Source organism: Pseudomonas sp. B329, assembly GCF_023127835.1.
GTDB classification, from domain to species: Bacteria; Pseudomonadota; Gammaproteobacteria; order Pseudomonadales; family Pseudomonadaceae; genus Aquipseudomonas; species Aquipseudomonas synxantha_A.
This window is the reverse complement of the sequence record NZ_SPKP01000010.1, coordinates 38,445-52,858: the sequence shown is the minus strand read 5'-3', so window position 1 is coordinate 52,858 and position 14,414 is coordinate 38,445. Positions and strand designations below refer to the sequence as shown.

Genomic DNA, 14,414 nt, shown 5'->3' with positions numbered 1-14,414 from the left:
GAGGGGCGGTTACTTGCCGCCCGTAATCTGCTTCACCAATGCCGCATGCCCCTTCACATCATCGGCCCGGGAAATCGCCTGGATCACCAGCAGATGGTTGCCGGAACCGCCCAGGAACGTGGAGTTCAAGGTCTTGCCGCCGCCCTGGGTAGCGCTGCTGTCAACCTGGCGCAGGCCGAGACCCTTGTAAGTGAGTTTCTTCTCGCCCAGCTTCTTGAAGTCGGGCAGGGCGGCGCTCTGGTCCTTGACGAAATCGGCCACGGCACCATCGAGGAACTGCGGGTCGTTATCCTTGATGGTTGCCCCATCGTTGCGCACGGTTTCGGCGACGATCACCACACTTTTCGTTGTCGAGTTGGCATACAGCGTGCCCTGGGTATCAGCGGTGCCGTCCTCAGCCTTGCCGGAGGGCAGGGTGTCAGCGCTGTAAGCCTTGGGCAGGTTGAAGGTGAACTTGCCACCCAGGGTGGAGATTTTTTGCGTGGTTGGCTTGGCGGCAGCGAACACGCTGCCGGCGGTAAGCGCGAGGGCCAGCAGCACTGCGGTCTTGGTGAACGTGGCCATGTGGCGCTCCAGGGATGAACGAAATTGCGGCGTATTCTGTCAGAAAATTCGCAATTTCGTTCATTCTCCATGTCACACCTTGTCGGACTCTTCCTCAAGTCTGTCCATCTCAAACAAGCGCGCCAGTTCCGTACGGGCTTCCTGAGCGGTTTGCATGACTTTGGCTGCATCGTCGTACACCGCGTGTTGCGCGGCGAGCACTTGCTGGTCGTGGGTCTTGAAGCGGTTGATGCGCGCGTCGGCCTGAGCCTGGCTCAAGCCAAGGCCGACCAGGGTGCGGCGGCTCATTTCCAGGCTGGAGTAGAAGGTTTCGCGCACCGGTGAAGCGTCCAGGTCCACCAAGCGGTGTACGTGCTGGCGGTTACGGGCACGGGCGATGATCTTCATGTGCGGGTAGAGGCTGCGCACCAGAGCGGCGGTCTTGATGTTGATCTCCGGATCGTCCATGGCAATGACGAAGAATTCCGCCTGATCGACCTTGGCCGCGTGGAGAATTTCCGGGCGCTGGGGGTCACCGTAGAACACCGGCATACCGCCAAAACTGCGGGTCAGCTCGATGGTTTCCACGGAGGTGTCGAGGGCGATAAACGAAATGTTCTGCGCCCGCAGGATCCGCGCCACAATCTGGCCCATGCGCCCCATGCCGGCAATGACCACGCGGGGCGCGTCGCTTTCGATGGCGCGGTATTCCTCCGGCACTTCCACCGGCTTGACCTTGGGTTTGAACAGCTTCGGACACACCAGCAGCAACAGCGGGGTCAAGGCCATGGACAGGGTGATGGTCAGCACCAGCACATCGTAAAGGTGTGGTTCGAACAGGCCTTGGTCGCGGCCGATCTTGAACACCACGAAGGCGAATTCACCCCCGGCTGCCAGCACCACGCCGAGGCGCAAGGCGCTTTCGCGATTGAGATCGCCGACCATGCGGCCAACGGCGTATAGCAGGGGCAGTTTCAACCCGATCAACAGCAGGGTCAGGCCGATCACCACCAGCGGCGTACTGAGCAGCAGGCTGAGGTTGGCGCCCATGCCCACGCTGATAAAGAACAGCCCCAGCAGCAGGCCCTTGAAGGGTTCGATCTGGGATTCCAGTTCGTGGCGGTATTCCGAATCTGCCAGCAGCAGGCCGGCGAGGAACGCCCCCAGGGCCATGGACACGCCCACCAGCTCCATCAGCCAGGCGGTGCCGATCACCACCAGCAGCGCGGTGGCGGTGGATACTTCGCGCAGGCCGGTTTTGGCGACGATGCGAAACACCGGACGCAATAGGTAGCGCCCGCCGATGATCACCACGGCGATGCTGCCCAGTACCTGCAAGCCATGGCGCAGGCCCTCGGCTTCGGTGGTTGGGTGACTGCCACCGGCCAGCAAGGGTACGAGGGCGATCAGCGGGATGGCCGCGATGTCCTGAAACAGCAGGATGGCGAAAGCCAGACGCCCGTGGGGCTGGTTAAGCTCCTTGCGCTCGGCCAGGCTTTGCAGGCCAAACGCGGTGGAGGACAGCGCCAGGCCCAGGCCCAGCACGATGGCACTGTTCCATGGCTGGCCAAACAGCCACAGCGCCACCGCGCCCATGACCAACCCGGTGAGCAGCACCTGGGCCAGGCCGACACCGAACACGGCCTTGCGCATCACCCACAGGCGTTTGGGCGACAGCTCCAGGCCGATGATGAACAACAGTAGCACCACACCCAATTCAGAGAACTGCGCCACGCTTTGCGGGTTGCCGATCAGGCCGAGTACCGACGGGCCGATGATCACACCGGCAAACAGATAGCCCAGCACCGCACCTAGTTGCAGGCGCTTGGCCAGGGGCACGGTGAGCACGGCAGCGAGCAGGAACACTACGGCCGCTTGTAACAGGTTGCCTTCATGGGGCATTGCGAACTCCATTGTTTACTTGGATCAACGGCTAACTATTGCTGTGGCGAGGGAGATAGGGCGCTATTAGAACGCTTTTTCACATTTTGAAACTTGTATTTTTGTCGCGACAGTCAATGGATGTTGGTAGTTACCCATTCGATCACGGGTTTTACGAAAGTATTAATACCATTTAATTCAATGACTTTTCCGTGGCTCTACTAACGTTTCGACAAACTGGATTGTTAGTCAACACGGTCAGGTATTTCGAATTCGATGCGTGTGGAAGGTTAAACCCGGGCTTTTTACGCATTCATGGACGAAACGCTTGCACCACAAGGAGTAGAACGTGGATAGAAGACTTGCGACTGCCGCTGTACCTCGTATTTCTGCGCTTTCTCTTGCTATCCGCCTGGGCGTGGCCGGTTTGGTCATGGGCTTGGCGAGCCCGGATGTGTTCGCCGCCTGTACCCCGGCAAGTCCTGCAGCCGGCGCGACGGTGACCTGTACGGGCGTGCCGTCATTGCCATTGTTCCTCAACACCTTCAGCAGCGCGGTCAACGACCTGACAGTCAACGTCAGCCCCGGAGCGCAACTCAATGCGACGCTGGGCGGCAAAGCGTTGACCCTGACGGGTAACAACGCGACGTTGAATAACTCCGGCACCATTGACCCGGCACTCCTGGGATTGGTTTCAGTGCTGAGCGGTGGCGTAGTGATCGGCAACACGGCAGCCAGCGCGTTGAACATCACCAACACCGCCACCGGCATCATGCGCGGTACCGGTGCGCTGCTGGGGCTCAACCTGGCCTCGCTCGATGGCATGGCCCTGAACGCCACCAACGGTGCAGGCGGCATCACCACCATCGTCAACAACGGCACCATCGGCTCTTCGTCCTTGCTCGGCCTGACCCTGTTCACTTCCGACACCCCAGTGGTGGCGGTGCAAGGCGGCGGGCAAGTCAACATGACCAACAACGGTACCCTGACCGGGCGCGTGGCGTTCGAAAGCTCCACCGCTGGTAACACTTTCCTCAACACCGGGACTATATCCGGCGGTGTGTCGATGGGGGCCGGTAGCACCAACACCTTCACCGCTGTCACCGGTTCAAGCGTAACGAACGGCGGCGGCATCGGCGCGAGCCTGGGCGGACTGCTCGGTGTGAACCTGACATTCGCGCCCACCGGCCAAGTGGATGGTGGCGCGCTGGGCAGCAACACCTTGATCTTGCAGAACACCACGGGTGTCGGCGGCGGTATCACGGGGACTGGCACAGCGTCGAGCGCCAACTATGTCAACTTCAACAACCTGACCATCAACAGCGGCACCTGGACCCTGCAAGGGCCTTTGGTCAGCGGCAGCACGACCCTCAATGGCGGCATTTCGCAGTTCAATAACAACACCACCTTCGGCACCGGTGTGTTGACCGCCAACGGCGGGACCATCGAGGCCACCGGCAATGGCTTGACCCTGTCCAATTTGCTGACCCTGGGCACTGGCGGCTTGACGGTGCAGGGTGCCTCGACCGGGCTGACCCTCAGCGGCGTGCTCTCGGGCGCGGGCGGCTTGACCAAGGCCGGTACCGGGCAACTGATCCTCAGCGGCGCCAATACTTACACAGGTGCGACGAACCTGGCCGGCGGTTCGGTGCAACTGGGCAATAACCTGGCCTTGAGCAGCAGCGCAGTGACGGTCAGTGCAGCCACCACCTTGCAGGCCCCCGGTACTGTCAGCCTGGGTAATGCGCTGACCCTGAACGGCAACCTGACCACCGACGTCGCCGGCGCGCTGACCTTGGGCGGTGCGATTTCCGGCGCCAGTGGGATCACCCACAGCGGTGCGGGCAGCTTGACCCTCAATGGCGTCAACAGCGGCTACAGCGGCACCACCAGCCTGGGCGCCGGCACACTGGTGCTGGGCAATAACACCGTATTGGGCAGCGGTGGCTTGAGTGTGACGGGTGCCGCGAACCTTGATGCTGGCGGTGCGTCGTTACTCACCAACAACGTGGCGCTGGGCGCCAACCTGACGCTGACCGGCATCAACCCGCTGACGTTGGGCGGGGTGATGTCCGGCGCCGGCAGCTTGATCAAAACCGGTGCGGGCCTGTTGACCTTGACTGGCAACAATACCCGCACCGGGATTACCGCGCTGAATGCCGGTGGGCTGGTGGTAGGTTCCGCTACCGCGTTGGGCTCCGGAGCATTAAATGCGGCGGCGGGCACGACCCTGGACGCCAGCACGGCCGTCACCTTGACCAATGCGGTCAACCTGGCGGGCAACCTGGGCATCGGCGGCACCGCCGATCTGACCCTGAGCGGTGGCATCAATGGTGCCGGTAGCCTGACCAAAGCCGGCGCGGCCAACCTGATTCTCAGTGGCGCCAATGGCTTCCTGGGTGGCACCACCTTGAATGCAGGCACACTGACCGTCGGCAGCAACTCGGCGCTAGGCCTTGGCGACCTGACTGTCGGCGGCGCGGCGACTCTGGACAGCAGCGCGGCGGTTGCGCTGAGCAATGGCATTGTCCTCAATGCCGGGCTGACCGTTGGCGGCACCAATGCGCTGACCCTGGGCAATACGATCAGCGGCGCGGGCCCGCTGATCAAGGACGGCCTGGCCAATCTGACCCTCAACGGCACCAACACTTTCAGCGGTGGCGCCACCCTCAATGCCGGTACCTTGACCCTGGGCACAGCGGGCGCGCTGGGCAGCGGCGCCTTGACGGTCGGCGGTGCAGCCACCCTGGATAACAGCGCGGCCTTCGGGATCGGCAACGACATTGCACTGAATGCCGACTTGAGCCTCGCGGGCAATAACGACCTGGCCCTGAACGGCGTGATCAGCGGCGCGGGTGCGCTGATCAAAAATGGCCTGGCCGATCTGGCGCTGTCGGGCAGCAACACCTTCACTGGCGCCGTGGATATCCTGTCTGGCAGCGTCACGCTGTTGAGCGCCGATGCCCTGGCGGGCAGTTCCGGCGCCAACGTGGCAGCCGGTGCGGCTCTGAACCTGAATGTCGATTCCAGCCTGGCCGGCCTCAGCGGCACGGGCGACGTGGCGGTGGGCGGTGGTTTCAATCTCACCGTAGGCGGCCTGAGCACCAGCAGTACCTTTGACGGTAGCCTCAGTGGCGCGGGTGGCTTGATCAAGGTCGGCACCGGCACGCTGGACCTCACCGGGATCAACGGCATCAGTGGTAACACGGCGATCAACGCAGGCACCTTGAACCTCACCGGTTCCCTGGGCAGTGCGGTGGTTGACGTGAATAGCGGCGGCACGCTGACCGGCAGCGGTTCGCTGTTGGGTGCGGTGAATATCAACAACGGCGGGCACTTGGCCCTGGGTAGCGGCGCGACCTTATCCGCCGGCAGCTTGAACATGAGCGCCGGCGGCAATCTGGATGTGGCCCTCGGTGCACCTTCGCTGACTTCGTTGCTGAATGTCGGTGGCAATGTGAACCTGGCCGGTAACCTGAACGTCAGCGATGCCGGTGGTTTCGGTGCCGGTGTGTATCGGTTGATCAACTACACCGGCAGCCTGGCCGGCGCATTGAACGTCAACAGCGTGCCGTTGGGCTATGGCCTGGGTGACCTGTTGGTACAAACCTCGGTGGGCAACCAGGTCAATCTGGTGGTGTCGGCACCGAACATCCGTTTCTGGGACGGCAGCAACACCGTGCCCAACGGCAGTGTTGACGGTGGCAGCGGCACCTGGACGGCGGGCGGCACCAACTGGACCTCGTCCGACGGCATTCTCAACCAGACCTGGGGCGGCGGTTTTGCGGTGTTCCAGGGCGCGGCGGGTACCGTCAGCGTGGAGGGTGCGCAGACCCTTACTGGCATGCAATTCGTCACCGATGGCTACAATCTGGTCAGTGGCACCGGGGGGCAATTGAGCACCGGCAGTGGCAACTTCGCGGTGCGTGTCGACCCGCTGGCAACCGCGACCATTGGCGTCGATATCACCGGGGCAGGTGCCCTGAATAAACTCGATACCGGCACACTGGTACTCGGTGGTGCCAACAGCTACACCGGCGGCACCTTGCTCGATGGCGGTACGTTGGTGGTCGGCAGCAACACCGCGCTGGGCGCTGGCGCCCTGACCGCTGCGGCGGGCACCACGCTGGACAGCAATACTGCGGCAGCGCTTGGCAATGACGTCACCCTCAACGGCGACCTGAACCTGGCGGGCAGCAACGCGTTGGCGCTCAACGGCGTGATTGGCGGCACGGGCGGCTTGATCAAAAATGGCGCGGCCACTGTGACCCTGGGTGGCAGCAATACCTTCCTTGGCCCGGTGGCCTTGAATGCGGGTGGTCTGGTGCTGGCGGCCAATAGCGCGTTGGGCGCTGGCGTGCTCAATGCGGCAGGCGGTACAACCCTGGATGCAAGCACTGCGCTGAGCGTCAACAATGCAATCAACCTGGCGGGCAATCTGGGCATCGGCGGCACCGCCGACCTGGCCCTGACGGGGGCGATCAATGGCGCCGGCAGCCTGACTAAAGACGGCGCTGCCAACCTTACCCTGACGGGTGCCAATGCCTTTCTCGGCGGTACCACACTGAACGCCGGGACGCTGACCCTGGGCAATGCGGCGGCGCTGGGGCTGGGCAATCTGATCGTTGGTGGCGCCGCAACCCTGGATAACAATGCAGCCTTGACCATCGGTAACAATGCCGTCCTGAACGCGGCGCTGACCGTAGCCGGCAGCAATGACCTTACCCTGGGTGGCCTGCTCAGTGGCACTGGCGAGCTGGTCAAGAACGGCGCCGCCGACCTGACGCTTAACGGCGTCAACACTTATCAAGGCGGTACCACCCTCAATGCGGGCACCTTGACCCTCGGTACAGCAGCGGCGCTGGGTACCGGCGCTTTGACGGTCGGCGGTGCGGCCACCTTGGCCAACAGCACACCGCTGGTGCTGGCCAACGCGGTCAACCTCAATGCAGGCCTGACAGTGGGCGGTCTCAATAACAACCTGACCCTCGCGGGTGTGCTGGCAGGCAGTGGTGACCTGATCAAAACCGGCACGGCTGATTTGAGCCTGACTGGCAACAACACCTTCAACGGCTTGTTCGATGTGCAATCGGGCAGCCTTACCACCGTGGGCAATGGGGCATTGGGTGTCGGTGCCGGCGTCAATCTGGCGGGCGGTACCTCCCTGAACCTGGGCGGTACCGCCAGCCTGGGCGCGCTCACCGGCACAGGGCTGGCGACAGTCGGGGCGGGCAGCACATTGAGCGTTGGCGGTAATAACCTCGACAGCACGTTCGACGGCGTATTGGCCGGGCTCGGCAACTTTGCCAAGGACGGCACGGGCGCCCTGACCCTCGGTGGCCTCAGCGCGCTTACCGGCGATACGCTGGTCAATGACGGCAGCCTGCTCGTCAACGGCTCATTGGCCAGCGCCAATGTGAGCGTGGGCAGCGGCGCAACCCTGGGCGGTACCGGTACCTTGCTGGGCAATGTGGTCATCGCCGATGGCGGCCACCTGGCGGTCAACTCGGGCGCTACCCTGACCACCGGCTCGTTGTTGCTCAATGCCAACTCCAACCTGGATGCCGGCCTTGGCGCGCCATCCACCGGCGGTACGGCACTGGTACAGGTCAACGGCAACCTGACCCTGGACGGTACGCTCAACGTGAGTGATATCGGCGGCTTCGGCACCGGTATCTATCGCCTGATCGACTACACCGGCGGCCTGACCAACAACGGCCTGCAACTAGGCAGCCTGCCGGTGAATATCCCAGCCGCTGATCTGGACCTGCAAACCGCCATCGGCAACCAGGTCAACCTATTGGTCAACGGCAGTACCAACGTGCAGTTCTGGGACGGCAGTCAAGTCACCGGCAACGGTGCCATCGAAGGCGGCAGCGGCACCTGGAGCGCAGGCACCGGCAACTGGACCGGCGTCAACGGCGCGTTCAATACAACCTGGGCGCCGAACAGCTTTGCGGTATTCCAGGGCACAGCGGGCACCGTCACCGTTGACGGCGCGCAAGCTATCACTGGGTTGCAGTTCGTCACGGATGGCTACAACCTGGCGGGTGGCACGGCGGGGGCCTTGACCCTGTTCAATGGCACCGGCGGCAACACCGCCGTGCGGGTCGACCCTGGCGTCACCGCGACCCTGGGCGTCACGCTCAATGGCGGCGGTACCCTGGCCAAGCTGGACACCGGCACCCTGGTACTCAACGGGGCCAACAGCTACACCGGCGGCACCGAGCTCAATGGCGGCACGCTGGTGGTCGGCAATGACAGTGCCCTGGGCAGTGGCGTGTTGACCACCGCCAATGGCACCACTTTGGATAGCAACGCTGCGGTCAACCTGGCCAACAATGTGAACGTCAACGGTACGTTGACTGTTGGCGGCAGCAACGCCTTGACCCTGGCCGGCACCGTGGCAGGCACCGGCAGCCTGATCAAAAATGGCATCGCCAACCTGACCCTCAGCGGTAACAACACCTACGCCGGGCCAACCGCACTCAACGCCGGCGCCTTGATCCTGGGTTCCAATAGCGCACTGGGCAGTGGCGCGTTGAACGCGGCAGCCGGTACCAGCCTCGACAGCAGCACCGCGGTGGCTTTGGCCAATACCCTGAACCTGGCCGGTAACCTGGACATTCTGGGAACTGCCGACCTGAGCTTGAACGGTGTGGTCAGTGGTGCCGGCGGCCTGACCAAAACCGGTGCGGGCAACCTGACCCTTAATGGCGCCAATGCCTACCTCGGTGGCACCCAACTGAACGCGGGGTCGTTGACCCTGGGCAATGCATCGGCCCTGGGCAGCGGTGCCCTGGCAGTCAATGGCGTCGCGACCCTGGATACCAGCGCTGCACTGGCCCTGGTCAATAACACCAGCCTGAATGCTGCGCTGACAGTCGGCGGCAGCAATGATCTGAGCCTTGATGGCGTAGTTGATGGCAGCGGTTCCCTGACCAAGGCCGGCGGCGCCAACCTGACGCTCAACGGCGCCAACAGCTACAGCGGTGACACAACCCTCAATGCCGGTACATTGACCTTGGGCAACGCCACGGCTCTGGGGTCGGGCGCCTTGACCGTCGGCGGGGCGGCGACCCTGGCCAACAGCACGCCGCTGGTGCTGGCCAACGCGGTCAATCTTAATGGCGACCTGACCGTCGCAGGCAGCAATAACCTGACCCTGGCCGGGGTACTGGCCGGCAATGCGGCGCTGATCAAAAATGGCGCAGCGGACCTGTTGCTGACAGGTAGCAATACCTTCAGCGGCCCGCTGACTGTGGCCGGCGGCAGCGTGACTACGTTGGGTAACGGCGCACTGGGCAGCACTTCCGGCGTTACTGTCGGCAGCGGCGCCAGCCTCAACCTGGGCGGCAATGCCAGTCTCAACACGCTGGCCGGCAACGGCACGGTGCAGGTGGCGGGCGGTAGCACGCTGGCGGTGGGCGGCAGCAACCTGGACAACACCTTTGGCGGTTCGCTGGGCGGTACCGGCGGCCTGGATAAAAACGGCAGCGGTGTGCTCAACCTGAGCGGTACCAATGGCCTCAGCGGCGCCGCCAACGTCAACGGTGGCACCTTGAATGTCACAGGCTCGCTGGCCAGTGCCACGGTGGCGGTCAACAACGGCGCGACCCTGACCGGCAGCGGTGCTCTTGGTGGTGCCGTGACTGTCGCCGACGGCGGCCATATCGGCCTGAACACCGGCAGCACGCTGTCGGTGGGCTCGCTGGTGCTGGGCGGCAACTCCAATCTGGATGTCGGTCTAGGCACCCCAGTTGTGGGCGGCGGCACCGGGCTGCTGAATGTCGGCGGCGACCTGACCCTGGACGGCAACCTCAACGTTACCGATATCGGCGGCTTTGGCAGCGGCGTCTATAACCTCATCAACTACGGCGGGGCGCTTACCGACAACGGCCTGACCCTCGGCATACTGCCGGGCAGCGTGGTGCCGGGCGATCTGCAAGTGCAGACCGCCATCAGCAACAAGGTCAACCTGCTGGTGACTGCGCCTAACACTACCGTGCAGTTCTGGGATGGCAACAGCCTGATCGGTAACGGCGCGATTGACGGCGGCAACGGCACCTGGAGCACCGGCAATACCAACTGGACCAATGTCGACGGCACGCTCAACCAAGGCTGGACCAATAGTTTCGCAGTGTTCCAGGGCGCAGCCGGCAATGTGACGGTGGACGGCACGCAAAACATCACCGGCATGCAGTTTGTCACCGATGGCTACAACCTGGCCTCCGGCACGGCGGGTGTGCTTAACCTGGTCAATGGCGGCACCGGCAACACCGCGGTGCGCGTCGATCCGAACGTGACCGCCACCCTGGGCGTCACGCTCAATGGTGCCGGTACCCTGGCCAAGCTCGACAGCGGCACCCTGGTGCTCAACGGCGCCAATGGCTACACCGGCGGCACTGCGCTCAATGGCGGCACCCTGGTGGTCGGCAACAACAGTGCCCTGGGCACCGGCGTACTGACTGCCGCGGCGGGCACCACCCTGGACAGCAACGCGGCAGTGAACCTGGCAAATGCAGCGGTACTCAACGGCGCCCTGGCGATTGGCGGCAGCAATGCGCTGACCCTCAATGGTGGCATCAGCGGCAGCGGCAGCCTGGTGAAAAACGGCGCTGCAACCTTGACCCTCAACGGCACCAACAGCTACAGCGGCGGCACTGGCCTTAACGCCGGTCAACTGGTGCTGGGCAACAACGCCGCACTGGGCAGCGGTGCCCTGACTGTCGGCGGCGCTGCGCAACTGGATGGTGGCACTGACCTGCAACTGGCCAATGCCGTCAACCTGGGCGGCCCGCTGACCCTGGCCGGCAGCCATGACCTGGCCCTCAACGGCGTCGTCAGCGGCACCGGCAGCCTGGTGAAAAACGGCAGCGGCGCCTTGCTGCTGGCGGGTGCCAACACCTACGGCGGCGGCACCACGCTCAACGGTGGTACCACCACCGGCAACACCAACAGCCTGCAAGGCGCCATCGCCAACAATGCGGCATTGACCTTTGAGCAAGCCACCGACGGCACCTACACCGGCAACCTCACCGGCACTGGCGTACTGAACAAAACCGGCACCGGCGCGTTGCTGCTGACCGGTAACAACAGCTTTACCGGCACTACCAACGTCAACACCGGCAGCCTGTTGGTCAACGGCACCTTGAACAGCGCTGCGGTGCAAGTTGCCGGCGGCGCGACCCTGGGTGGCAGCGGCACCTTGGGCGGTGCGGTGAGCATGGCGGACGGTTCGGTGCTCAAGGCGGGCTCGACGTCCCCACTGTCGGTGGGCTCGCTGGCCTTGTCGTCGGGTACCACGCTGGACTTCGCCCTCGGCGCGCCGGGTGCTTCGAGCACTGCGGTGAATGTCGCTGGCAACCTGACCCTGGACGGAACGCTCAACGTCAGTGATGCCGGCGGCTTCGGTCTGGGCGTGTATCAGCTGTTCCGCTATGGCGGCAGCTTGGTCGATAACGGCCTTACCTTTGGCACCTTGCCCGTCGCCTTGGGCAACGTGAGCCTGCAAACCGCGCTGGCCAACCAGCTCAACCTGGTGGTGCAAAATGCCCCAGGGCAGATCCAGTTCTGGAACGGCGGCACCACCAACCCCGACGGCACCATCACCGGTGGCAGTGGCACCTGGGGCCCGGGCACCAACTGGACCGACCCCACCGGTACCCAAGGGCAGGCGTCCACCAACCAGTTCGCGGTATTTGGCGGGCAGGGCGGCACCGTGACGGTTGTCGGTAACCAAGGCTTTACCGGCCTGCAATTCCTTGACGCCGGTTACACCCTGACGGCCGGCGCTGGGGGCAGCTTGAGCCCGACCAATGCGGCGGATGGCAGCCTGGCTGCGGTGCGGGTCAACTCCGGCGTGACCGCCCAGATCGATGCACCGCTGGTAGGAACCGGTGGGATCAACAAGTTGGATTCCGGCACGTTGCTGCTGACCGGCGCCAATACCTACACCGGCGGCACTACGGTCAGTGGCGGTACGCTGGTGGGCAATACCACCAGCCTGCAAGGCAGCATCCTCGACAACGCCAGTCTGGTATTTGCCCAAAGCAGTAATGGCCAATTCAACGGCACCTTGAGCGGCACCGGTGCGGTGGTCAAGCAAGGCACCGGTGCGCTGTTGCTGACCGGCAACCAGCCGTTCAGCGGGACCGTAGCGGTGCAAGAGGGCGTACTGCAGGTGGGTAATGCGGCCAACCCAGGTGCGGTGCTCGGTGGCCAGGTCACCGTGGCCAACGGTGCGGGCCTGACCGGCAACGGCAGTGTCGGTTCGCTGGTCAACAACGGCTCAGTGACGCCTGACGGCGGCAAGTTGACCGTGGCCGGCAACTTCACCAACGCCAGCACGGGCGCGCTGAACCTGGTGATTACCCCATCCACCACCGGCTCCCTGGCCGTGGGCGGCACTGCCAACCTGGGCGGCACCTTGAATGTGATCAACCTGGCACCGTATGCCGGCGCGACCACCTACACCCTGCTGACTGCGGGCGCGGTCAACGGCACCTTTGCCACCACCAACCTGGAGAACCTGGCGTTCCTGACTACCGCGTTGAACTACAGCCCAACCCAGGTGGCACTGGCGGTCAGCCGCAACAACGTCAGCTATGCCAGTGTGGCGGCTACCGCTAACCAGCGCGGCGTGGCGGCGGCCTTGGGCAGCGGCGCAGCCGTCGGTGGCGTGGCGGTGCAGAACGCGTTGCTCAATTCTGACGTGGCAGGAGCGCGTGCAGCCTTCGACAGCTTGTCTGGCGAGATTCATGCCAGCACCGCCAGCGCGATGCTCGAAGATTCGCGTTACGTACGTGACGCGGTCAACGAGCGTATGCGTCAACCCGGTTGCTACCGCGAGGACGATCCACGCAATGCCCTGGCGCCGAGCGAAAACCACCTGAGCAGCGCCGGTTGCCACGGCGAGATGGTCGGTTGGATGCGCGTACTCGGCACCTGGGGCCATATGGGCGGTGACAGCAACACCGCCAAGCTGGACCGCAATCTCAGCGGCTTCCTGCTCGGCACCGACAAGCAAGTGGACGACGCCTGGCGCGTCGGTGTGGCCGCCGGCTACACCCGCAGTGATCTGGATGCCAAGCGCCGTAATTCCAGTGCCGATGTGGACAGCTACCACTTGATGGCCTACACCGCCTACCAGCAGGAAGCCTTCGCCGCACGCATGGGCGTGGCGTACAGCTGGCATGACATCGAAAGCAAACGCAACGTGGCGGTCGGCGGTGAGGGCCAACGCCTGAAAGCCGACTACAAGGCACGCAGTGCCCAGGTGTTCGGTGAAGTCGGCTACACCATCCAAACCGCCAGCGTGGCCCTGGAACCGTTCGCTGGCCTGGCCTACGTCAACTACGACAGCGATACGATCAAGGAGAAAGGCGGTTCGGCAGCCCTGCGTGGCGATGCCGACCAGAATATTACCTACTCGACCTTGGGCGTACGCATCGGCCAGACCCTTACCTTGGGCAACGGCTCGAAAATCACCCCACGGGGCAGCATCGGCTGGCGCCATGCCTTCGGCGATACCAAGCCTGACGCCGACCTGAGCTTCATCAATGGCGGTGGCTCGTTCAGCACCCAGGGCGTGCCGATTGCCAAGGACAGCGCGGTGGTGGAGGCGGGCCTGGACTACCAGATCAGCCAGAACGGCAAGCTGGGCCTGGGCTATTCGGGTCAACTCTCGCGCAACGACAAGGACCACGCGGTGACGGTGAGTTTCTCCCTCGGTTTTTGATCAAGGCCGAGTTTTTTCAACCGCCCGAAAGGGCGGTTTTTTTTTGAAGTAATACTGGTTCCTGAATGCACAGAGTTTATTGCTCACCCGCCAGGCTGAAGAATGTACACACAATTTCTTCCGGAGCGCGGCTGGTGTGGCGTGCTCGACTCGGGTTATTCCCGTTGTCCTGAACGTGGCTAACGCCCGTCAGGATTCACCTTCCTTGCGGGCACTGTTTGTTACTATCGCCATCCCTTGCCAACAGGAG

At 63.6% G+C, this 14,414-nt stretch carries 3 protein-coding genes; 1 reads left to right on the top strand and 2 read right to left on the bottom strand.

The window, feature by feature from the left end; all coding sequences use genetic code 11:
* Positions 1 to 9: 9 nt before the first annotated feature.
* Positions 10 to 564, bottom strand: coding sequence for a hypothetical protein (locus E4P00_RS06215; protein ID WP_032876365.1), 555 nt, complete (start codon positions 562 to 564; stop codon positions 10 to 12).
* 72 nt (positions 565 to 636) lie between these two features.
* Positions 637 to 2,445 (bottom strand): monovalent cation:proton antiporter-2 (CPA2) family protein, encoded by a 1,809-nt coding sequence (locus tag E4P00_RS06210; protein WP_005787577.1) that lies wholly within the window; start codon positions 2,443 to 2,445, stop codon positions 637 to 639.
* Positions 2,446 to 2,773: 328 nt separating this feature from the next.
* On the opposite strand from E4P00_RS06210, the gene E4P00_RS06205 reads away from it, so the two are divergent.
* Positions 2,774 to 14,164: an autotransporter-associated beta strand repeat-containing protein gene (locus tag E4P00_RS06205; RefSeq protein ID WP_248130940.1), complete on the top strand. Its 11,391-nt coding sequence runs from the start codon at positions 2,774 to 2,776 to the stop codon at positions 14,162 to 14,164.
* Positions 14,165 to 14,414: the final 250 nt, after the last annotated feature.